Source organism: Aestuariivivens sediminis, assembly GCF_022662105.1.
Lineage (GTDB): Bacteria > Bacteroidota > Bacteroidia > Flavobacteriales > Flavobacteriaceae > Aestuariivivens > Aestuariivivens sediminis.
Window position 1 is genome coordinate 876136 of the sequence record NZ_JAKMCP010000001.1, and the last position, 24032, is coordinate 900167.

A 24032-nucleotide genomic window follows, 5' to 3' on the forward strand; every position below is an offset into this window, starting at 1 on the left:
TTTTTTTAAAAGTTAACATTTAAGCTAAAACCAATACTCCTTGTTGTTGGTAAAGCATAAAATAGAACACCTTGACCAAAGTTAGAAGTGGAATAACTCGACTCAGGGTCAAAATTATCTGTTTTCTTACTTATGAAGAACAGATTTCTTCCCGTAAAACTGACCGATGCATTCTGAATAAATGTATCCTCCAAAATACTTCTTGGAAACCGATATGTGAGGCTTAATTCCCTCAATCTCACATTCGTTTGATCGAAGACATATTCAGAACCAATACCACTCACAGCGGCCCAGTATTGTTGCCCTGTAATAGTAGTAGTGTTGGCAGCGCCTGCATTCGTAGTCCCTTCATCGTAAACACCTTCTACTATCACGCCACCTTCTCTGTATTGCAGTGATCTTTTTGTTACACCGGCACCATCTAAAGCGGCATCGGTAAAGGAAAATACTTCACCCCCAATTCTAAAATCAACAAGCGCATTAAGCGACCAGTTCTTGTAATTGAATGTATTGGTTATACCACCGGAATAATCAGGTTGGTAATTACCGAATTTCTCACGTCCGGAAGTTGCCTGTGGCCGTCCTTCTTCGGTGATCAATAATTGGCCTGCATCGTTACGTTTCCAAGTTGTGGCATAAATGTCGCCATAACCTTCACCAACCTGAGCTCGAACATCTACAATACCCCCATTACTCGAACTAAACTGGAAAACTTCCTGCCCTTCTATCAAACTTACTAATTTATTGTTATTATGCGAAATATTGGCCGAAATATCCCAGCTAAAGTTGTCATTTTGTACAGGTTTTCCTCCAAGTAATATCTCAACACCCTTATTGGACAACTCTCCAACGTTGGTCCTTGCTGCCGAATATCCGGAATTCGGATCAAGCGGCACATCGAAAATTAGATCCTTGGTCGTTATATCATAAACAGATATATCGCCATACAATCTACTCCCCAATAATTTAAACTCCAAACCAAACTCTGTTGATCTGATATCCTCAGGTTTTAAACTTTCACTAAATAAGATGGAACTCCTATTAACCTGAATATTACCTAAATAACCATCACCTGCAACACTAAATAAATTGACGATTTGCTGGGCCCCTGTATCGTTACCCACATTGGCCGTACTGGCTCTTACCTTCAGAAAATCGATTGGGGCATTACCCATATCAAAAATATTATGTAATAATAAGGACAAACTTTGTGAGCTGTAGAAATAGGATCTGTTTTCCTTTGCTAAAGCCGAAGACCAGTCATTTCTTCCGTTAAGATCCAAATACACCATATCCTTATAAGACACAGAAGCCTGAGCATATAATGAATGTACTTTTTTCTCAATTAAATCCCCTTGACTGGCTGTTATTCTTTGACCATCAGTATTATTGAGGAAATATTTACCGGGAATTTTAAAGTCTGCACCTGCAGAACCAGAACCAATATCCGTAGTATGTCTTGCATTACCACCAACACTTGCACTTAAATCAAAATCTTCATTGATATCCTTATTAAAAGAGACTAAGAAGTCATAATTGGTTTCGGTATTATCTCTCTGGGAGTAACTGATCCGTCCATCCCTGAAGAAGTGATATCCTTGAGGAATAACATTTTTAGTATCATGACTTATGGCATCATGCCCAACTCTAATAAAAGCAGTCAACCAATCTGTAAATTGATAATCCAATTTGGCGAAGCCTGTTATCCTCGATCTGTTATCTCTCTGTTGGTTCTGATACATGATCCAATACGGGTTACCCGTGCCGGCCAGTGGGGCAATAACATCAAATGGAGAAATTTCATCCGCTCCAGGATGATCATGTATGGGACTCGTTAAGTCCTGATATACTCTTAAGTCTGAATCTCGAACGTTTCTTGGTAAATTATATAAATATGCTGCTACACCCTCTGTTCCCTGAGTGGGTCTGTTTCTCCCGTCTTGTAAAAAATAGGTCACCCTTCCATCGAAAGTCATCTTATCCGAAAGTTTGGCATAGCCCCTTAAATTAAAGTTATGTCTTTTGATTCCGGAATTCGGTAAAATGGATTGTATATCAGAATTGGTATAGGAAAAACGAACTGAGGAGTTCTCATTACTGTTACTAAGGGCTATGGTATTTACAAAGCTCGTTCCCGTCTCGAAGAAATCCTTAACATTATCAGGCTGGGCCTCGTAAGGTCGCATCTCACCATTAAACTCCAAATGTGAAGACCCATCAAATCGTGGTCCCCAGGAATTGCTACCTCTTACCGTAATGACATTGTCGTACAAGGTGGCATTAGGATCGTTTAACACCGGGAAATTACCGTTCGTACCACGACCATACTCGTTTTGATATTCAGGTAGGACTAAAGGCGTATCAAATAAAGCACTTGTGGTATAGGTTACACCTAACCCACGTTTTAAAGCCCCTTTTTTGGTAGTTATAAGGATAACACCATTGGCTGCGCGCGAACCATAAAGGGCAGCCGCATTAGGTCCTTTTAAAACCGTCATGGATTCAATATCATCGGCGTTGATATCAGAGATCCCTGTACCCAAATCAGGAACGCTAAATTCTGCTGCGCCTTGAGATACTCTAGCTGAGTTATCAATCGGAATACCATCCACAACATAAAGTGGTTGGTTATTGCCGGTCAGCGAACCGTTACCTCGAATAACCACACGGGTCCCACCACCGGGACCGGAAGTCGATTTAGACACCACAACTCCAGCCACTTTACCGGCTAAAGAACTGGCAACGTTGGCCTCTTTAGCCAACGATACATCCCCACCATCTAATTGTGTCACAGCATAACCTAAAGATTTTCTTTCCCGACTAATACCTAAGGCTGTTACGACCACCTCATCCAATTGACTGGCATCTTCTTCTAGTGTTGCATTTACAACACTTTGTCCATTTACCGCTATTTCCTGGGTCACATAACCTACATAAGTTATTTGTAAAACTGCATTATCGCCGGAAAGTGTAATGCTGTAATTTCCATCAAAATCGGTGGAAGCTCCATTTGAAGTTCCTTCTTCAATAATATTAGCTCCTAATAGTGGAACCCCATTATTATCGGTAATTGTTCCTGTTACTGTCGCTCCTGTTTGCGCAAACACGCCTTGAATACTTAAGGCACAAACAAAAACCATGAGTTTTAGTAATTGTTTAATCATAATTGTTTTTGAATTAGTTAATTTAATCTTGAATTAGTGTATTAAACTCTTTTATAGTTTAATGAATCATTTAGGATTAAAGGGTTTTTACCATACACGAATTGTTTTAAGTTAGTATTTGAATTGTTGAGTTTATCGAAATAAAAATTTAAAGTATTAATTTTTGGATGCCACGAGAAAAAAAATATATAAACAACATCATTTTACACACAAACAACTAATTCTAAAAGATGTCTGTTAATTTAGTAAAAAAACCATCTCCAAAATGTTAAAATCAAAATAGGTTTGGGGTTAGGCTGTGGATGTGATAAATAATTTCAACTAATAGACCCGTTTAATGACATTGGTAACAATACCCCAAATCACAAAGTGGTTTTCTTCGGTAATTTTGATGGGTAAGTACTGGTCATTTTCAGGTTGTAACCAAATGCCATCCGATTCTACCTTGAGACGCTTAACGGTAAACGCTCCATCGAGAAAACAAACGGCTATTTTATTGTGCTCTGGTGCCAAACTGCGATCTATGACCAAAAGATCATGATCATCCAGTCCGGCATTAACCATAGATTGTCCGGAAACACGCGCAAAAAACGTGGTTTCTTTATTTTTAATAAGTTCACGATCCAAAGACAATCGTCCTTCATTAAAATCTTCAACCGGTGATGGGAATCCTGCAGAAATACCTGTATCCATAAATAAGGCCCCTAATCCGGACTCATGATCCGGATTAAAAAAAGACAAATGCTTGGCGGTATGTAACTGCATTACTTGTGGAAACTCAGGCAGAGCATTAGTGCTCCGCTTCAGATTAAAAGTAAACAAAATAAATGAGAACACCATGTGTTTTTGATTTCAAAATCCATAAATTTAGGTATCCGGTTCTTATCCTGCCAAATCCTCCATCTTTTCTACCAAAACCCAATGGGTTATCCCCCTTTTTGAAAATTACATAAGCATAAGTTCATACCATTCAATCCCGCTCCCCTTTATATTTAGGAGTAAAGGCTATGCAAAATCAACATCGCTATATTCTCTTGAATGGCAGGTGAGATCATGGAAAGACTTTTTTATTTTTTCATATTTTGAAGTCGATAAGCCATTCCTAATGTCAAAATAATCGCCTATTTTTAACTTATGTATCAAAATACCACATACACCGTAGAAGAGGCTATAAAAAAACTCGAATATTATTGTGCCTATCAAGAACGTTGTCATAAGGAGGTAAGACAAAAACTCCTGGGTATGAGAATGATTCCCGAGGCTATTGACCATATTATGGTGCATTTAATTGAACAAAACTTTTTAAATGAAACGCGTTATGCCAAAGCATTTGTGCAAGGCAAGTTTCGAATAAAGCAATGGGGCAAACGCCGTTTAACTTTAGAGTTAATGAAAAAAGATATCTCCAAATCTCTGATACATGAAGTAATTAATGATATCCATGACAACGATTACCACCAGACCCTGCATAATCTGGCCCAAAAAGCCCTGGCTGGCATTACTGAAAAAAACCGTCTGAAAAAGAAAAAAAAATTGTCCGATTATTTACTATATCGGGGTTGGGAGCCCCATTTGGTTTACGAGAAAGTGAATGCGCTCATTACATAGCCATTTTTTTATGTGTTCTTACAATGGCCTGCTCATTTTTCCAGTCTATCCATTTTTGTCCTTTCCACTTACGCATGCCATTGTCCAGCATTCGCATGATAACTATATTATAAATAGCCCGAGCCAGATTTTTAGGATTTCTGGGAACAGCACGCAAACTCATAGAAAACCCCGGTGTTAGATAACGCATATAGTGCCAATAGCCCTCCGGCATGTATAATATGTCCCCATGATGGAGTTCACAAATCCACCCTTTAGCCCGTTTAAGTGCCGGCCATTTTTCAAAATCGGGATTATTAAAATCAATATCCTCCCTGGTGATCAATGAATGAGGGACCTTATACAAAAAGTCATTTTGCTTTTGATCAAACAAGATGCATTGTTTTTTGCCATCAAAATGAACATGTAAAATATTGGCTAAATCGATGTCATAATGCATGAAGGTATAGGAATTACTGCCACCAAAAAACAGCATGGGCAGGCCTTTCATCAGTGACAACCCCAAATCGGGAAATGAGAAATCCCCTTGAAGATGGGGAACCTCCTTCAATATATTCCAAAGAAAAATACGATATTTTGTAGGTTCGGTTTTAAGCAAATCCACATAATCACTCATCTTCATTTTGGCATGTGCCTGGTTAAATCCTTCTTCATAGTCAACAGGTCTGTCGTCGTACAACGGTACTATTTTATCTCCTGCCGTGGTTTTCATATAATCCAAATTCCATTTGCTGTATGCGGGCCAATCTTCAATAAAATGTTCAATCACCACAGGTTTTTGTGGCCTAAAATAATGCCTTAAAAAGTCCGCTTTGGACGGGTTCTTAACACGTGGAATGTCTTGCAGGTTTAACGACACAAGCCTAAATATTTAGAACCCCAAAGTTAAGAAAACCATACCAGAATGGAAATAATATTTAAGGGTAGTGCCATCCCCTTTTTTATGTACATTACCGTAATTAGCTTAACAGGTATGTCATGCCTAATCCAATGGACCTATTCCTTTATTATTGGGTTACGAATAATATATAGCAGGGCATGACCGCATTGGTGGTAGCAGTTTCTGAAGCCCCCAAATGAAATCTCCAGGGATAAGGCCTCAATTATCGAATGGCTGCCTGAGTATGGCCCCTTTTATAACCGGGAATCATTAAAAAACTCCTGTGAATTTCTAAAAAACTCCTGTGAAATTTGAAAATTCACAGGAGTTTTTAGCTCATATCTGCCGGTTCAATGAAGAATCCCTAAGCAGATATTGGTGAAAGTCTGCTTACAAAATGGAACCTTGGTGAGCACGAGCATGTTATAAAGAAAATATCAATATAATATGGCAAAGGCCTATGAAGTGATCGTACTTTGCCTAATGGCCCTATGTCGCTACCGTAAAAGCACCTTTAATGCCATTTTATTTATCTGTTTTTAGCTTTCCTCGCTGCCTCGTTACGTGCAATGGAATGCTCCGGCCTGGTCCATTTCGGGTTTTCTCCTAAAGATTGGTATTGCGAGTTTTCGGCATCTACGGTCTGTGGATGGACGTGCTTTAAAAATGGTTTTTGTGGATGCAACCCGAGTACTTCGAACATTTCCATATCTTCATGCACATCCGGATTTGGGGTCGTCAACAATTTATCTCCCGCAAAAATGGAATTGGCTCCGGCAAAAAAGCACATGGCTTGTCCCTCGCGGGTCATCTGGGTACGACCTGCACTCAGGCGCACCTGGGTTTCGGGCATAACAATCCGCGTGGTGGCCACCATGCGGACCATTTCCCAAATGGATACAGGTTCTTGATCTTCCAATGGTGTTCCCTCTACCGCCACCAGGGCATTTATCGGTACGGATTCCGGTTGTGGGTTTAAGGTAGATAAGGCCACCAACATTCCTGCCCGATCTTCAATCTTTTCGCCCATACCAATAATACCCCCGCTACATACGGTAACATTTGTTTTACGGACATTATCAATGGTTTTGAGTCGGTCTTCAAAACCACGGGTGGAAATAACTTCTTTATAATAGGCTTCCGAAGAATCTAAATTATGGTTGTAGGCATACAACCCGGCTTCGGCCAATCGCTTGGCTTGATTTTCGGTAAGCATGCCCAAAGTACAACAGACTTCCATATCCAGTTTGTTAATGGTCCTTACCATTTCCAGCACCTGGTCAAACTCGGGTCCATCCTTAACATTACGCCAGGCCGCACCCATGCACACGCGTGAACTGCCTGTAGATTTGGCTCTTAAGGCCTGCGCTTTAACCTGCTGCACCGACATCAAATCATTCCCTTCAATAGGGGTGTGGTAACGGGCTGCTTGTGGGCAATACCCACAATCCTCCGGACATCCTCCGGTCTTTATGGATAACAATGTGGACACCTGTACCGTATTGGGGTCATGATGTTCTCTATGTATGGTCGCCGCTTGATAAAGCAACTCCATTAATGGTTGGTTATATACCGCCAGGATATCCTCTTTAGTCCAATTGTGTTTTGTCTTGCCCATAGTTAAGCTCAATTTTAAACAAAAGTAAGTATTATGCCAAATATAGTTAAAGATAAAAACTATTAATTTATCATGAAACATTTAAATTAGAGGCATGGCAAATGTATTAAAAAAGCGAATGGGACTCATAGGTCTGGGTAGCATTGCACAAAAAGCTTATTTACCTATAATAACGAACCACCCCAAAATAGCACCTGTTTTTTGTACGAGAAATGTAAAGGTATTGAACACTTTAGCCGATACCTATCGTGTTGGCGAATGCTATACGGATATCGACACCCTCATAAAAAGCCGACCCCATGCGGCCATGGTCCATACATCTACGGAAAGTCATTATAAGATTGTAAAGGCCCTTTTAACACACCGTATACCTGTATTTGTTGACAAACCCATTTGCTATACCCTAAAGGAAACCGAAGCCCTTCTGGATTTAGCCATCGCAACCCAAACCCCTTTGTGTGTCGGATTTAACCGCAGGTATGCGCCCTTAATTGCGGATTTAAAAAAGAAACCAGCTCCATTACATGTGCATTGGCAAAAACACAGGGTGAATATTCCAGCAGACCCAAGGGTGTTCATCTTTGATGATTTTATACATGTTGTGGACAGTTTACGGTTTTTATCTCACGGAAAAGTTGAAGATCTGCAGGTCTTCCCTGGATTACATAACGGTTTGCTTGAGCATATTCATGTGCAATGGAGACAAGAACACACCTTATTAAGTGGGACGATGAACCGTGTGAGTGGGATCACCGAGGAGCGCCTGGAATATTTTACCCATGGACACAAATGGGAGATTCATGAATTGGAATCCGGATACCATTGTCATAACGAAAGCAAAACCCCGTTGTCATTTGATCCTTGGACCCCCACACTGCATAAAAGAGGGTTTTACCATTTAATAGAAGATTGGTTGCAGACATTGGAAGAAGTCCCCTTTAATACCCAAAGACTGGATGATATTTTTGAAACCCACCGCCTTTGTGAGGTTATTTTAAATAAGGCATTAAAACACTCTTGACGCCTAAAATGCCCATCCTGACCCTTGTCCATGACGTTCATAACGGGTATCGACGAACTGCACTACGGCTTCAACCAATCCTTTCATTCGGGAGGCAACCCTCCATGAGGAATTTGCTGACTGAGGCAATGCAAGGTGCCAAAACCCCAGATAAGATCAATGGCATGTATCGGTACGACTTCCCGGTTTGGAAAACAGGATGCCAGAATATTCAAGGCTTCTCTGTCTTTAGAATCGTTAAACGTAGGCACCAGGACCAAGTTGTTAAGGATTAAAAAATTAGCATAGCTGGCCGGTAATCTAATGCCATTAAACCAGATAGGTTTAGGCATGGGCAAGTGTAGAATATTAGGTTTTTTACCATTCTCAAGGGTAGCCTGTTCTAACCGATTAAGGTTATCCTGAAGGGCTCTGTAATTGGGATCGGTTTTGTTCGTTTCCACGACGGTTACGATGGTGTTTTCATTCACAAAACGGGCAAGATCGTCAATATGGCCATGGGTATCATCTCCTGCAATACCGTCTCCCAACCAAATGGTATGGGTAACCCCCAGATAGGTTTTAAAAACAGCTTCGTAATCTGCTTTGGTCAGCCCCGGATTTCTTACCTGTACCTCCTGGTCCAGAAGACATTCCTCAGAGGTCAGTAAAGTCCCTTTGCCATTAACATCAATGGCGCCCCCTTCCAGGGTTACCGGCCTGCCGTTATACAATGCCTGTTCAAACTCCAAATCAAGAAAAGAAGCGACCTTACCGGGCACTTGGCGATCCCGTTTAAAATTGGAATATTTTGCCCAACCATTAAAGTTGAAGTCGATCGCCTTTCTTTTATTTCCCTGCTTGACCACAATGGGTCCGGCATCCCTCATCCAGCTTCGATTGGTTTTATAGGGTAAGTAAGACACGTGGTCCAGGTTAACCTCTGCCAGAGCCAGCATATCATGCAATCTATTTTGCAGTTTTGGTGTCGCTACAATAATAAAGACCCGTTCAACCGTGGCAATTTTTTTTATAAATTCTACGAAAGCCCACTGTACTGCCGCATATTTACCGGGCCAATCCTTACCGTTATATGGGAAACAAAGCAATATACCTTCCTGTTTTTCCCATTCTGCGGGAAACCTCCAAAACGTATCCATCATCCTTAATCTATTACCCGTTTGGTGATATTCCCATACGCGTCAATTCTGCGATCTCTGAGAAAGGGCCAATTTTGCCGGACGTTTTCCTGCAATCCCGGATCGACCTCAGCTATTAATAGCTCTTCCCGGTCGCTCGATGCCTGAGCAAGGATTTCTCCCTGAGGGCCACAAATAAATGAAGATCCCCAAAACTGAATTCCGTCGGTCCCCGGCACATATTGTTCCAGGCCTATCCTGTTGGCTGCCGCTAAGTACACGCCATTAGCAACGGCATGGCCTCTCATCACATTCATCCAGGCGCCATGCTGATTTTCGCCAAATTCCTCCTTCTCCCGGGGATGCCATCCAATGGCGGTAGGGTAAAAAAGTACCTCAGCGCCTTGAAGGGCGGTTAACCTTGCTGCTTCGGGATACCACTGGTCCCAGCATATTAAAGTCCCTATTTTTCCTTTTTTGGTTGGAATGGTTTTAAATCCCAAATCCCCCGGGGTAAAGTAAAACTTTTCATAATAATGCGGATCATCCGGAATGTGCATTTTTCTGTACAATCCGGCCTCAGATCCATCCGAGTCGATAACATATGCACTGTTGTGATATACCCCGGCCATGCGCTTTTCAAAAAATGGCACAATAATAACGACCCCCAATGCCTTGGACAACGCACTAAAAGCGTTAAAAGAGGTACTGTATAAAGGCTCGGCCAAGGCAAAGTTCTCTGTATCTTCACTCTGACAAAAATAATGACTGCTATACAGCTCCGGAAGGGAGATCACTTCTGCTCCTTTCGCCGCAGCCTTTCTAACCCATTCCATACATTTTTTTAGGTTGTTTTCGGGGGTATTATTAAGATTGAGTTGAATTACCGAAATCTTATAGTTTTGTTTGGACATGTCTTAATGGTTAAACAATTTAAGTTTTCTAATCGGGTCTAAATGAGGGCGTAAATATAGCCAATTTTGTGGCTAAATCCCCTTTTAGACTTTATTTTGAAATCAAAATACTCACCGCATTACCACCAAACCCCACCGCATTTACCAATATATATTTAAGGTGTTTGGGCGTTTCCTGCGCATAAAATGGCACATGGATAAACTGTTGGTGGCTCAACATCAATACAGCCATTTCCAGACTCAAAAGTCCTGAGGCCCCAAAACTGTGGCCTATTTTCCATTTATTGGTCGTTAAACCGGGTATCTTATTCCCGAACACGGCTTTAATGGCATTGTATTCGCTTAAATCCCCCTTCACCGTTCCTGGAGCATGCATGACAATGGCATCGACATCATCCGGCTGAAGATTTCCCAAAGCCATGGTCATGGAACGCTGAAAACATTGGGCATCACTGGAAATAGAAATGTTATGCTCCAATATTTCCGTGGCATAGCCGTAGCCTTTTATTATAGCCAAAGCGTTATCTTTCACCCCTGCTTCCAGGCAGGCCATGGAAGCCCCTTCACCCAAAACCATGGTATTTTGTTTTTTAGCCAAATCCAAGGCCCTGCAGGGATACTCCCCTTTTTCCTTTGAGTAAATTTTTAAGGCCTGCATCTGTGCAACTGTAAAAGGGGTTAACGGTGCCTCACTACCCCCAACCAAAAAGGATTTGCACATCCCTGAATTTATCCACGCAATACCATTTAATACCGCATGCAAGGCGGTAGAACAGGTTATGGAATGACTTACTTCCGGTCCTTGAGTCTGCAAGTCATGTGCCACCCAGGACGATATGTTTCCCAAAGTAGTCGTTGGAGAACTGAGCGTTTTGGCTCTGTTTTTCTTTAAAAAGTTTTCATGATAGGACTCAAAAAGACCGGTTGCACCCCGCGAGGAACCAATATTAATCCCGAAATGGTCCAAAGCGGTCCAACCCGCCTCCTTTACGGCCTGCCGGGAGGCAAAAATGGCAAACAAAACCGTATCGTCCAGTGCTTTGTATTTATGATCATACTGTCTAAGGTATTCAATCTGCTGTCTGGCTTCTTCAGGAATTTCAGCCACATAAACAGGTGTATCCGATAGTGGTTTTGGGACCAAACCGTGATGATTATTCTGGTAGCCTGTCCAGGTTTCCTGTAATGAGGTCCCCAGGGGCGAGATAGAAGATATAGCCGTTATGGAAATTGGTTTTTGCAAAGCCTGATTTTGGATGCAAATTTATACTATTTCTAAGGCTTCTTCAATAACTTGATAGATTTTCTGTAATTGTTCATCGGAAATCACATAGGGCACCTGAATGTAAATGGTATTCCCAAGCGGTCTTAAAAATACACCGCGGTCCATAAAGAATTTTAACAATTTATCCCGCAAATGGCCATACCGTTCTATTTTAGTATCCATATCCAACGCGAAAACTACACCTAAACACCTAATAGCCTTTACTTTTGGATGCTCCCGTACTTTATTTTTAAACCTTTCGTGGGAGGCTTCAATGCGCTTGATATTTCCCTGAATGTCTTTGGAGGTTAATAATTCAATCCCCGCTATAGCCGCCGCACAGGCCAGAGGGTTAGCCGAATAGGTATGACAATGAAAAAATCCTTTTGCAATATCATCGCTTAAAAAGGCCTCATAAACAGATTCCGTACAAGAGGTAATGGCCATGGGTAACAACCCGGCCGTTAGTGCTTTGCTCAAACACATGATATCCGGCTTGGTGTCCATGTGATCTGAGGCGAAATACATTCCCGTTTTTCCAAATCCGGTCATGACCTCATCGGCAATGGTTAGAATGCCATGGGTTTTACAAAACGAAAGGATATCGTTCAGGCCCCGGGCATCATGAATGGTCATTCCCGCCGCACCCTGCAACAGGGGTTCATAAATAAACCCTGCAATCTTATGGGAGGTGTTAAGGGTTTCGAGTTGTCTTAAAATACGCTCATGATTAGAGCCATCTGGAGTTGGAATGCGCTCAACTTCTATTAAAAAGTCCTCGAATGGGCCATTATAAACCGATAACCCGGACACACTCATAGCACCGAAGGTGTCCCCGTGAAACCCATTTTCGAAGGCAATAAACGTAGAGCGCTTGTCCCCGGTATTGAAATAATACTGAAGTACCATTTTTATGCCGGCTTCTACGGCCGTGGAACCATTGTCATTAAAAAAAATGCGGTTCTGATTATCCGGGAGAATCTGCATCAGTGCTTCCGATAATCTCACGGCCGGTTCATGGGTGAAATCACTAAACATCACCTGGTCCAACTGTTGCATTTGTTTATAAACCCGGTCTACAATAAATGCATTGCAATGCCCATAAACAGCGGTATACCAGGAGGCAATCGCATCAATATACTCATTGCCCTGTTCATCGGTTAAGATACAGCCCCTGGCTTTTACAATACCCAAACTATTCGGGTTTAATTGATGTTGCCTCAAGGGGTGCCACAAATGTTTTTTATCACGATCCTGTAAACTCATAAGCTTGTTTTAAACCGTTCGGCATATTCTTTTATGACATTATGGTCAAAATAGGGTTCTTCCTCAATGCGTCCTATAACGGGAATCCCTGTCATTTTTTTGATAATCTCCTCGGTACTGGCATGTTCATTCCCACTAAAAATCAAAGCCACCTTAAACCCTTTATCCTTCAGCGTATTAACGGTTAACAAGGTATGATTGATGCTGCCTAAATAGTGTCGTGAGACCACAATAACCTTATAACCGGGCTTTATCATATCCAAAACAGTATGTCCTTGGTTTAAGGGTACCATTAATCCTCCGGCACCTTCAATAACCAAATGATTGTTGGTTTTAGGAGTTTTAATGGCTTTCAATTCAATTTCAATTCCATCAATTTTCGCCGCTGCATGCGGACTCATAGGGGTTGTAAGGGCATAGGCATTAGAATGGAACACCGATTTGGAATTGGACACCCATTTTTTAACTTTATAGGTATCGCAATGATCGAGATCCCCCGCTTGAACGGGTTTCCAATAATCGGCTTCCAGGGCTTCCGTAACTATGGCAGAAACTATGGTTTTACCGACGTCGGTTCCTATACCTGTTATGAAATATGTTTTTTTCATGTGCTTTTATTCTGAAGGCTTAGCCCAAAATGATCCTTTAAATATCATGGTTCTGTAGTTTCAGGGATCAAAATAACGATTAAATCTCAAACATGGACAGCGTCTCTAAAACATGGATTATTTCTTCTTCTGAATTATAGGCGTGCAAGCAAAAGCGCAAGCGCTCCTGACCTTTAGGCACTGTAGGCGATAATATCGGCTTAACCCCATAACCATTGGATTGTAAGATCCTTGCCAGATGCTTCACCTTCGCATTTCCGGGAATGACACAACTATGAATGGCCGAGTCACTCTCTATAAAGCCCCGAATCTCTTCGGGCGCCTCACCCCGGGACACTGCATTCAGTTTTAATCGTTTAATTTCAGCTTTAAACACCATAATGTTTTGATGTAATTTTCGAATATTGGGATGCCATTTTTCCCTATGTTGATCCCCTGATAGGGCGTTGTCGGTCTTGTACAGTTCATTGTAAATGGTATGGACTGTTGCCAAACTATGCGGTGGCAAGGCCGTTGTATAGATCAGGCTACGTGAAAAGTTAACCAAGTATTCTTTTAAGGTTTCACTGCCTAAAATGGCAGCACCATGACACCCCAATGCCTTTCCAAAAGTAACGAGTCTGGCGAACACCTCTTTCTCAATTCCAAATTTTTGGACCAATCCAACCCCATTTTCACCAAACACACCAACGGCATGGGCCTCATCGATGATCAAATGGGCAGTATGCGCTTTGCAGAGTTGTACCAGCGTTTCCAGATCCGGGGAATCCCCATCCATGGAGAATACCGATTCTGTGACGATATAGACCACCTCGTTATTTCGCGTCTTTAGAAGTCGAGCCAGATGAAGACTTAAATCTTCGATGTTATTATGTTTAAACTTATAAGCCTTTGCATGACTCATACTTATGCCGTCCCGTATGGAGGCATGGATGTATTCATCAAAAAGAATGATGTCTCCTCGTTGTGGTACACAGGAAAAAAATCCCAAATTGGCATCGTAGCCCGAATTAAAAACCAGCGCCGCCGCACTCTGGTGAAATTCACAAAGAACAGCCTCTAAAGCGGCATAAAGCGGATGATTCCCGGAAAGCAATCGAGAACCTGTACTTCCATTTTGATGCATGTTATGATGCATTAAATAGGCATGTGTTTTTTCAAACACGTCTTTAGCCCTTGCAAAACCTAAATAATCATTCGATGAAAAATCCACCAAATGACCTGGTGTCTCTAATTGACGAAAGGCATTAGTTTCTTTTCTAAAATCGAGTTTTTTCTGAAGGTTTTGAGGAAATGGTCCCATAAAACAAATGTATATAAAATACCTATCTTTATACGCATGTTTTTCTTCTTGAACATAACACGTCATGCATATACTATCTGGCACTATATCCTATCAAAGGGCGGCATCTGATGATGAGCTCCGTCAAATTTTAGCGCTTCAACAAAAAAATTTGCCTCAATCGCTATCTTTAAAAGAGCGAGAACAAGAAGGTTTTGTAACGGTCGTCCATTCTTTTGAGCTATTGAAACAAATGAATGCCGCCTGTTCGCATATTATTGCCAAATACCAGGGTGAGGTTATAGGTTATGCCCTATGCATGACCAAAGATTTTAAATTAAAAATTCCCGTTCTTATCCCCATGTTCAACGAAATTGAATCCGTAATTACCGATACTTCCACTTATGTAGTTATGGGGCAAATTTGTATCGACAAGCACATGAGGGGGCTAGGTATATTCAGGGGATTATATGAATACATGTCACGGACCTTAAAAAACAAATTTAATATGATCATCACTGAGGTGGATATTAAAAACACCCGATCTTCCAATGCCCATAAATCGGTAGGATTTAGACTCTTAACCCACTATGAATCCAATCATCAGGGCTGGGAACTCATTGGATTGGATCTGTAGTTCCGTTCCTTCAAAGTTTTAGCTCATAACCATTGCCGGGAGCGCATTGAAGAATAGTTTTGTATTTTTGGAATTCATATTAAACCAAATGAGCTATGAAAAATGGATTTTTTCTTTATCTGTGTCTTTTGTTTTCCGGTTTGGGTTTTGCTCAAAACAATTATATTGTAAAAACGGAAGATGGTCGTCGGGTATTACTTAAAGCAGACTATACATGGGAATATATTGATGCCGCACCCAATAAAACGATGACGGAAGTCCCTCAAATATCCCATTCCAAAACGGACAAGGCGTGTCAGTTAACCCCGGATTTTGTAGAACCAAAATTGGACCAAAAGATTCAAAACCAATTAAAAAAAGGTCGGGCAACCCTAGATCATATCAAACAAAAAGTAGCTAAAGATTACGAGTGTTCCGTTGAAGATGTCCTATTATTGCGGGTCTCGGAGCAAAAATCCAAAGGAAGCTATGACTTCTGTGCAAACGGCCGGAAGGTCTCCTATAAACGTGTCGGTAATGCCATTATTGAAAAAGGCAAACTATTTTAAATTTTAAAAAATGGCATGCTTGGTGGTTTATTAGTAACTGTACTTTAACGACAGTATGTAATTCCTTCCTGCAGCCGTTATGCCAGAAGAATAGGGTCGATACCGTTCATCGGTGATATTCTCAATGCCGGCCGTAAGGACTAAGGACTCATGAAGTTGATACTGCGTCCTTAAATTTAATGTCATCCATGACGGAGAATAGGGATTGCCCCTAACATCTGAGGCATATAAATACGCTTTACTGGTCTCTGAAGGCGCTAACTGGTTAAATGAAAATGGGCCATTGAAATTGATAAAGGCATCCGCTTTAAAATGGTTTGAGGTCCAAATGACATGTACATCTCCGAAATCTGGCGCGGCATGCCGAACAGGCACTTCGGTACCGTCGTCTTCCTCCATGCCTCCAACAACGCTGTAATGGGCCTTTAACCTCAGGTTTCTGGAAATCTGTGCATTACATCCCATTTCAAATCCATATATCCGTGCTTCGGAGGCATTTTGAATGGCCTGAACATGGCTCAGTTCGCCATCATAATCAATTTGGGTATCCCCATTTAAGGTATAAGCCCTTCGGACCAGGGCATTATCCAAATAGGTATAATAAGAGCTTAGATCCAGCACTATATTTTTAAAATGTAATTTCAGACCCAATTCGCCTCCATAGGCGTATTCCGGCCTTAAATGGTCGTTTGGTACCACGACGGAACCGGGTTCAGAATCGAATACTTTGCCAATATCGTCAATGTTTGGTGCTCTGAAGGCAGATGATGCATTTAAACGCCACACCAGGGTAGAATTGGGCATCCACGTTATACCCGCCGTTCCCGTCAATGCTCCGGATGTATTTTTGGAGGAATTAAACGGTAGGTTTAAAAAGACATTATTCTCCTCAAAATCAGCTTTAGAAACAACATGGTTAAAACGTAATCCCGACTGAAATACAAATTTAACATGGGGTTTGTATTTTAAGCTCGAGTACACCGCAGCGGATTGCCAGGTGGCGCCATTGGGGTATCTCGAAACATCCGGAGAAACCATTTTGGTATCAATGTTTTCCTCTCGCCCGCTAGAGTGCACCTTATTGAAAACATATTCTGCGCCATAAAAGAATTCTGTCTTTGAATTTAGCCGCTTTTCAAAATCAACGTTTACGGAATAGGCCTCTACCGTTTCTTCCCGTATATTTCTCAGGCTGGATTGAAAGTCCCGATCCATCCTACTTTCCTGGAAATTTTGGTAGGCTACAGTTGCCTTTATTTTGTCGTATAAGTTCGACCCACTGCTCAACTTAGTCAGGTGAAAGTTAGTCATGAACCAGTTTTGCGGGCCATAATTCCATTCGGCAGAACGCAAGTTATCCCCTCTGTATCGAATTAAACGGTCGTACCTTGGTATATTTGAACTTGATGTATAGTAAAGCCCCAGGTCAAAACTTAAGTGTTTGGTGGCTTCGTGTCGTATTTTTTGAAGCAGGTTAATTTGATGGTATCCCGTGTATTTTTGAACCAGGGGATCACTATTTTCAACCATGAGGTCCTCGTTGTTGATACGTGCAATGAATTCCGGTCTTAAATAGGTTTTGGGGCCATGCTTACCCATCCTTAAATCACCAAAATCCGTATAGCTTAAACTTGTATAAAAGGCCCATTTTTTATAGCCTAAATTCACATCGACATGCCCGGTATTTTCCTGATTCGCCGAGGCGTATCTCAGCACGGCATGAGACTTATACAATAAGGAATCTTTATAGGAAAGTTCTGGTTGTTGCGAATAAAACCCCATGACCCCGCCTATGGCATCACTACCATAAATAACAGAGCCGGCTCCTAAGGTGACTTCGGTTCGCTGAATCGAAAAGGGGTCGATTGAGATCACATTATGTAAATTACCCCCTCTAAAAATAGCATTATTCATTCTCACCCCGTCGACAGTAATTAACAACCTGTTGGTAGAAAATCCCCGAATCATGGGACTTCCTCCCCCTAACTGACTTTTCTGCACAAAGACTTGCCCGGTGTTCTCCAATACATCTGCACTGGTTTGGGGATTTTCGAAGTTGATTTTTTCTTCATTAATACTGATTATCTTTTGAGGAATATCGCGTTTATTTTGTTCAAATTTAGATGCCGAAACCACAATCTCTTCCAATCCTAAGGTATTCGATTCTAAAAAGACCAGACCATTTTCATCGATATCCTCTTTTCTCATGGATGTCAACACATGGGTTAAATGCTGAAAATAGATGAATTCTGAATCATAAAACCGATCTAAAGAGGCCTCTCCTTTAAAATTGGATATCACACTTTTAGATTTATCTGTATTATAAATGGCCACCCCATAAACCGGTTCATGGGTTAGTTTGTTGAGAATTTTAATTTGCTGTGCTTGCGTAACCCCTATAACTAATAAAAAGAAAAGTGTTGGTTGGAAGCGTTTCATGTTTTAGTTAAAAACTTGGTTAAAGATTGGTAAGGATCTGGGATATTTAAAATGTCCCAAATGCATCCCAAAATAGCGCAACATCAAATCCAAAAAGGATTGCCTTTGTTTTGATTTGATTTTTACTGTGTTTAAGTCATCAAATGTCGTGCCTAACAGTTGTTTTAAAAGTACAATATTTTCACCTGAAATCGTATGGTTATGGACTTCCCTGGCGACAAATTTTCCCTCCTGCAAATTAAAAAATGGATGTCCCATAGTGCTGATATCAGGATAGAACCCTAAATATTTGGTTAGTTTAAGTAAAAATAAGACATGGAAGTTGGTATACTCTGAATGGGAGTCCAGCCATTGCAAGGTCGTTTCCAAATAGCTGAATAGGATCTTATTCTCCTCTTCCTCCTGCAACACTCCGGAGAGCACTTCAGCGATGAACATGGCTATGGCACTTTTAAATACATTGGTATGAATGGTTTCATATAAATAACCCGTTTTCATTTCCTTAATGGTCTGTAACGCTCTGTTTTCTTTATATATCATCACCACTTCCAACTGGGATAGCAGCTGAAAATAAGCGGCTTTGGCATGCCCTCTCTTACTCTGCAGCACGTTGCGCAACAGGACGCTAACAACACCCCGCTTTTCGGTATAACATCTTATAATTAAATCACTGTCCCGATATTTAATTTTTGATAAAACAATGGCTTTTGTTGATATCAGCATTATCTAACCACCATTAATTTTAAAACCTTCGTTTCGAAAGTATCTAAATCCGACAGCATAATGAGGTAAACCCCGGAGGCCACAACATGATTAGCCAAATTTTTACCATTCCAATAGGCGGTACCACCGTCGATTTCGAGATTATAACCTCTATATCGCAGATTGTTTCTGGATTGGGCCTCGGCCACCAAATTCCCCTCGATATCGGTTATTTTGATATTTACATTTTCCGAAATGTCTTTAATTTTCACTTTCTGGTCTACAATATCGAACTGAGGCCTTACGGGATTCGGATAGGCATATGCTTTTTGTAAATCTTCTAGCGGACGCGATCCTCCAGATTTAAAGGACACCAAGCCTCGTGAGGTCGCTATGTAAACCTCCCCGTTGTTATTATCAATGGAAATATCGTTTATAGTGTTGGAAGGTAAGGGAGAATTATCTGTAGTAAAATGGAAAATAGTCTCTTGTCCGTCCGATGAAAAATAAAATATACCCGAATCACCGGTACCCACCCATTTATTGTTGGACCCGTCAACTTTTATGTCTGTAATTTGCTGTTGAAATAACAATTCCTTTGCAATCCCATCTTCCAGAATAATAATTTCGTTGGCTTCGACGCCTTCACTGGAAAAGAAGTTGGATGTATTGTACAGCACCCTAAGACCTCTAAATGTCCCTATCCACAATTGCCCCCTGTTATCCATGGCTAAGGCTGTAACGTAATCGTTGGGCAGGTTCCCGTCTTCCACATCTATACGTTTGGTGGTTTGACCGCTGTTATTTTCATTAAAAGCCACCAAACCGTATTCATAGGTGCCAATCCATTTCGTACCATCGCTGCCAATAACCAAATCCGGATATCCATTATTATCTAATTCTGCAGCGGCCTCAATACTGTAGGACTGCCACGAATTACCGGATGGATTAAATGCTTTTAAGGCAGGGTCCACGAAATTAGTAAGCGTCCATAAGATGCCGTTGGTATCAAAAGCGGCGGATGCCAATCTAAGATCTCCGGTATAATTTGGCAAATTCGGAAAAAACGCATCCTCTAAACCACTATTGTTTTCGTCATATAACACCGTGGGGACCTCTTCATTAATTTCGAGCAGACCATCAATGTACGATCCTATAAAAACCTGGCTGTTGCGCAGTGGATTAATCACAATTTGTTTCAGGCATCTGGCTCCCAGAAGTTCACTGAATGGCGTATTAAGCCATGTCCCCTCTTTTAAATGGCTCATACCGCGACTATTTAAAGGATAGGGATTCAAAAATATATCATGCTCCCCAAAGGTAACCCACAATCCGTTGGCTTCCGTTTGTATGGCAAACGGATTGTTTAATAAAGGCCCGTCAGGTCTTATCTCTTCAAAGGTAGTGGGGTTAAGCCATGCCGTTTTTAACATCCCATATTCGGCAGTCCCGATGTACAGGTATTCCTGATCGATCATGGCCGAGCTGAAGTCGGTTGGAAACATGGGGTCATCTGCAACTTGCACGATCAGGTTAAAACTGCTGTCGTAAACAAACACATTATCCTTGGTGGTTACTATTACATAATCATCCACAAGTTTTAGGTCTACCGGAACACTCCCATATAAGAACAGCTCGGTAAGGGTGTCATTGGTAATGCTGTAAATTCTTCTATTTGTACTTGTGGTATACAATTGGTTAAAAGCAGATTCTATAGCTACAAAATTACCCGTGGCAATGGTTTGCCAATTGTTATAATCAATACTATTTGAATCGTTTACAAGTGCTTTCCTTATCCCCTGACCCCCGAGACAAGAGGCGTAAATATAATCGCCATAAAGAGTGGTTTGACTCACCTGGATCTGCTCTCCGCTACTGCCGATAAAATAGGTGTCCCCAAATTCAAGGCGTTCCAGATCGTAAACAGAAATGCCGTAGTCTGTTGCAATATAGACCAAATTATTTTCAATATTAAAATGATTAATACGTCTGTTTGTGGGTAATATGGTTGGCTTTTCTATGATATCAACTATGGAAAGGACATCATCATCACCATCAAAACGAATTTCAATTAGTCCGTTGTCATACCCAATAATTAGGAGCGCATAGGCTTCACTATAGTTGATGGTTGATATGGTCTGTCCGGACAACCCATTTATGGTCGTAATGGTTTCTAATGTATTCGTTTGCGTATCGTAGGTGAAAATGGCATTTTCTGTAGCGGCATAAATGTTATTGTTCCCCTTAACGACATGGGAGACCATATTATAAGAAAAATAGCCCTGCCATAAACTCGAATAATCCTGAGCGTTTAGCCAAAAGGGCATAACCAAACCTAAAATTACAATTAATCTTTTGTACATGACATCCTTTAGAGGTTCAAATATATTTATATATAACGAATTATGATTGAAAATCATATAAATAAAAAAGCTCCCTAACTCTAGGAAGCTTTTACACTCTAATTACCCTTGAAATTAAACAATTCCCTGAGCCAGCATAGCATCGGCTACCTTAACAAAGCCGGCAATGTTTGCCCCTTTAACATAGTCGATATATCCGTCTTCTTCCGTACCATATTCGATACAGGATTGGTGAATATCGGCCATGATTTCTCTTAATTTATTATCGACTTCCTCTCGTGTCCATTTATATCTTAAGGAGTTTTGTGTCATTTCCAATCCCGAAGTGGCCACACCACCCGCATTCGATGCCTTGCCTGGTGCAAATAAAATTTTTGCTGCATGGAAGCTATGAACGGCCTCTTTGGTTGAAGGCATGTTGGCGCCTTCACTTACACAAATACAACCATTTTTCACCAGGGTTTCAGCATCTTCCTTGTTCAATTCATTTTGTGTTGCACAGGGTAAGGCGATATCGCATTTTATTCCCCATGGTGTTTTTCCCTTAACGAACTTCGCTTTAGGGTAAGTATTAACATATTCACTAATTCTGGCCCTTTTTTCATTCTTGAGGTACATGACGTGTTTCAATTTCTCCTGATCGATACCTTCCTCATCATAAATATATCCTGAAGAATCGGACAGGGTCAATACTTTTGCTCCCAGTTGTAATGCTTTTTCCGCTGCAAACTGTGCCACATTTCCTGAGCCAGAAATAACCACATTTTTCCGGTCAAAGCTGTCCCCTTTTAATTCCAACATGTTTTGTGCAAAATATACCGTTCCATAACCTGTAGCCTCCGGTCTAATCAAAGAACCGCCCCAAGACATTCCTTTTCCGGTTAACACGCCTGTAAATTCATTCCGAAGTTTCTTATACATCCCAAAAAGGAATCCGATCTCACGTGCCCCTACACCAATATCCCCAGCCGGGATATCTGTATTCGGGCCTATATGTCTAAACAGTTCACTCATGAAGGCATGGCAGAAACGCATGATCTCATTATCGCTTTTCCCTTTGGGGTCAAAGTCACTTCCTCCTTTACCACCACCCATTGGTAAAGTGGTAAGGCTATTTTTAAAAACTTGTTCGAAGGCCAAAAACTTTAATATACTTAGGTTTACGGTAGGATGAAAACGCAATCCTCCTTTGTAGGGGCCAATCGCCGAATTCATTTGAACGCGATATCCCCTGTTAACTTGAATTTCACCATCATCATCTACCCAACAAACTCTAAAACTAATAACCCGTTCCGGTTCTACCATTCGCAATAAAATGTTCTTCCCGTAATAAATGTCATGTTGAACGATATAAGGAATTACTGTTTCAGCAACTTCCTCTACAGCTTGTAAAAACTCCGGTTCATGCCCATTACGTTGTTTTACAAGATCCAAAAATTCATTAATGATATCTTTCATGTGTTTAAATTTAATACTTTTTATTTGTCAATCTTCTACAAAGTTTAGCTTAAAACTGATTATAAATTATAAAATACATAATTTTAAAGCGCAAATATACGTTATCTTTAAAAATTACACCGTTTTTTTTTGAATTTCGTAATACATTTGGACTTATCCTCCCGGTTAATTTTATAATCATTTGAATGTTAGGCGGGTTTTCATATATTTGCTAATGTAACTCCCCAAAAAGCAATGCCAATTTATGCTTAGCTTAAAACACGTATTAACCGCTTTTCTCTTGCTTGCTTTTGGTAAATCAACCTATTCTCAGTTGGGATTTTCCCATGAAATAGGCGTCATTGCGGGTCCTGTTGAATTTCGATCGGATTTTGGAAGTCGCTTTGACGAAGCCACAAACCTCGGTAACTCGGGTATTGGGATTGGGATTGTCCATTACATAAATTTTGCTTATCGCGCTGATTGTAACTGCTACTCTACGGACACTTATTTTAACGACCACTTTAAACTGAGAAATGAAATTTCATGGAATTATACCGTTTTAGACCATCACGGGGAATGGGTAAGACCCTTTCGCACCTCGGTTAATGCGAATAAACTAAGAGCACACCATGGTGTAGCCGAAAATTTTGATATTGGGACACAAATAGAATATTTTCCAAGAAGCATCCGCTCGTTTCAAGCCTTTAGTTACTTACTGGCCCCTTATGTAAGCCTCGGGATACACTACACCGCATCATCGCCACAAGCCAGCACGACCTATGGTGATGGGAACGTTTTTGATGGTAGGAATATCTATTCGTTTTGGTATCAAGATCCAAGATTTTTACCCCCACTCCCGGCAGGCGTACCGGAAAGTGAACGCCAATATCCCATCGATGTGAGCCCGCGCTCAGACTGGTCTATGGTAACCAGTGTAGGGGTACGTTATAAAATTGGCGTTTTATCCGATTTACTTCTGGATTTACGTTGGCAACTCTATTTTAACGATTGGGTAGATGGCTTTAACCACAAACTAAGCTATAATAAGTTTAATGACTGGTTGATATGGCTAAACTTTGGATATATCTATTATCTCGATTAAGCGCTACCGTAAAATCCCTGGAATGAAATTATACCCTGCCATGACATTTACGCACGGC

Annotated in this window: 19 protein-coding genes; 5 read left to right on the forward strand and 14 right to left on the reverse strand. The window is 41.0% G+C overall.

The window, feature by feature from the left end; genetic code table 11:
* Positions 1–5 precede the first annotated feature (5 nt).
* The gene (locus tag MR054_RS03730) at positions 6–3164 is read right to left on the reverse strand and encodes a SusC/RagA family TonB-linked outer membrane protein (RefSeq protein ID WP_242156225.1); all 3159 of its coding nucleotides are present in this window, start codon (positions 3162–3164) and stop codon (positions 6–8) included.
* 321 nt (positions 3165–3485) lie between these two features.
* A complete protein-coding gene (locus MR054_RS03735) occupies positions 3486–3929 on the reverse strand; it encodes a LexA family protein (RefSeq protein ID WP_242083960.1) in 444 nt (147 codons plus the stop codon).
* Between the two features lie 369 nt (positions 3930–4298).
* Between MR054_RS03735 and MR054_RS03740 the strand changes: the two genes are divergently transcribed.
* The gene (locus MR054_RS03740; protein WP_242156226.1) at positions 4299–4772 is read left to right on the forward strand and encodes a regulatory protein RecX; all 474 of its coding nucleotides are present in this window, start codon (positions 4299–4301) and stop codon (positions 4770–4772) included.
* Here the strand turns inward: MR054_RS03740 and MR054_RS03745 are convergent.
* Positions 4765–5631 (reverse strand): cupin-like domain-containing protein, encoded by an 867-nt coding sequence (locus tag MR054_RS03745; RefSeq protein ID WP_242156227.1) that lies wholly within the window; start codon positions 5629–5631, stop codon positions 4765–4767. The genes MR054_RS03740 and MR054_RS03745 overlap by 8 nt on opposite strands.
* 550 nt (positions 5632–6181) lie before the next feature.
* Entirely contained in the window at positions 6182–7270 is a 1089-nt protein-coding gene (gene bioB, locus MR054_RS03750) for a biotin synthase BioB (protein WP_242156228.1), read from the reverse strand.
* 94 nt (positions 7271–7364) lie between these two features.
* On the opposite strand from bioB, the gene MR054_RS03755 reads away from it, so the two are divergent.
* Positions 7365–8291 (forward strand): Gfo/Idh/MocA family protein, encoded by a 927-nt coding sequence (locus tag MR054_RS03755; protein WP_242156229.1) that lies wholly within the window; start codon positions 7365–7367, stop codon positions 8289–8291.
* 83 nt (positions 8292–8374) lie between these two features.
* Here the strand turns inward: MR054_RS03755 and MR054_RS03760 are convergent, their stop codons facing one another.
* From MR054_RS03760 to MR054_RS03785, 6 genes are all read right to left on the reverse strand, one after another.
* On the reverse strand, positions 8375–9430 hold the full coding sequence (locus MR054_RS03760; RefSeq protein ID WP_242156364.1) for an agmatine deiminase family protein: 1056 nt from the start codon (positions 9428–9430) through the stop codon (positions 8375–8377).
* A 5-nt stretch (positions 9431–9435) separates the two neighbouring features.
* Entirely contained in the window at positions 9436–10323 is an 888-nt protein-coding gene (locus MR054_RS03765) for a carbon-nitrogen hydrolase (RefSeq protein ID WP_242156230.1), read from the reverse strand.
* Positions 10324–10414: 91 nt separating this feature from the next.
* On the reverse strand, positions 10415–11566 hold the full coding sequence (locus MR054_RS03770; protein WP_242156231.1) for a beta-ketoacyl synthase N-terminal-like domain-containing protein: 1152 nt from the start codon (positions 11564–11566) through the stop codon (positions 10415–10417).
* A gap of 21 nt (positions 11567–11587) precedes the next feature.
* On the reverse strand, positions 11588–12853 hold the full coding sequence (gene bioA / locus MR054_RS03775) for an adenosylmethionine--8-amino-7-oxononanoate transaminase (RefSeq protein WP_242156232.1): 1266 nt from the start codon (positions 12851–12853) through the stop codon (positions 11588–11590).
* Positions 12850–13461 carry a dethiobiotin synthase gene (gene bioD, locus MR054_RS03780; protein ID WP_242156233.1) on the reverse strand — a complete coding sequence of 204 codons (612 nt, stop codon included), beginning with the start codon at positions 13459–13461 and terminating at the stop codon, positions 12850–12852. The genes bioA and bioD overlap by 4 nt, the downstream gene beginning before the upstream one ends.
* A gap of 79 nt (positions 13462–13540) precedes the next feature.
* Positions 13541–14830, reverse strand: a complete 1290-nt coding sequence (locus MR054_RS03785) for an aminotransferase class I/II-fold pyridoxal phosphate-dependent enzyme (protein WP_338081503.1) — start codon at positions 14828–14830, stop codon at positions 13541–13543.
* Here MR054_RS03785 and MR054_RS03790 point away from each other — a divergent pair.
* Together MR054_RS03790 and MR054_RS03795 are read left to right on the forward strand one after the other, a co-directional pair.
* Positions 14829–15380: a GNAT family N-acetyltransferase gene (locus MR054_RS03790; protein ID WP_242156234.1), complete on the forward strand. Its 552-nt coding sequence runs from the start codon at positions 14829–14831 to the stop codon at positions 15378–15380. The two genes, MR054_RS03785 and MR054_RS03790, sit on opposite strands and share 2 nt — an antisense overlap.
* Positions 15381–15475: 95 nt before the next feature.
* A complete protein-coding gene (locus tag MR054_RS03795) occupies positions 15476–15928 on the forward strand; it encodes a DUF3157 family protein (RefSeq protein ID WP_242083949.1) in 453 nt (150 codons plus the stop codon).
* A gap of 30 nt (positions 15929–15958) precedes the next feature.
* On the opposite strand, the gene MR054_RS03800 is transcribed toward MR054_RS03795, so the two are convergent.
* The 4 genes from MR054_RS03800 to gdhA all read right to left on the reverse strand — a co-directional run bounded on the left by MR054_RS03800 (position 15959) and on the right by gdhA (position 22890).
* Positions 15959–18367 (reverse strand): TonB-dependent receptor plug domain-containing protein, encoded by a 2409-nt coding sequence (locus tag MR054_RS03800; RefSeq protein ID WP_242156235.1) that lies wholly within the window; start codon positions 18365–18367, stop codon positions 15959–15961.
* 3 nt (positions 18368–18370) lie between these two features.
* Positions 18371–19090 carry a DNA repair protein RecO gene (gene recO / locus MR054_RS03805; protein WP_242156236.1) on the reverse strand — a complete coding sequence of 240 codons (720 nt, stop codon included), beginning with the start codon at positions 19088–19090 and terminating at the stop codon, positions 18371–18373.
* On the reverse strand, positions 19090–21432 hold the full coding sequence (gene porZ, locus MR054_RS03810; RefSeq protein WP_242156237.1) for a type IX secretion system anionic LPS delivery protein PorZ: 2343 nt from the start codon (positions 21430–21432) through the stop codon (positions 19090–19092). Before porZ ends, recO begins: the two co-directional genes overlap by 1 nt.
* A 114-nt stretch (positions 21433–21546) precedes the next feature.
* Positions 21547–22890, reverse strand: coding sequence for an NADP-specific glutamate dehydrogenase (gene gdhA, locus MR054_RS03815; protein WP_242156238.1), 1344 nt, complete (start codon positions 22888–22890; stop codon positions 21547–21549).
* 244 nt (positions 22891–23134) lie between these two features.
* On the opposite strand from gdhA, the gene MR054_RS03820 reads away from it, so the two are divergent.
* A complete protein-coding gene (locus MR054_RS03820) occupies positions 23135–23974 on the forward strand; it encodes a THC0290_0291 family protein (protein WP_242156239.1) in 840 nt (279 codons plus the stop codon).
* Positions 23975–24032: the final 58 nt, after the last annotated feature.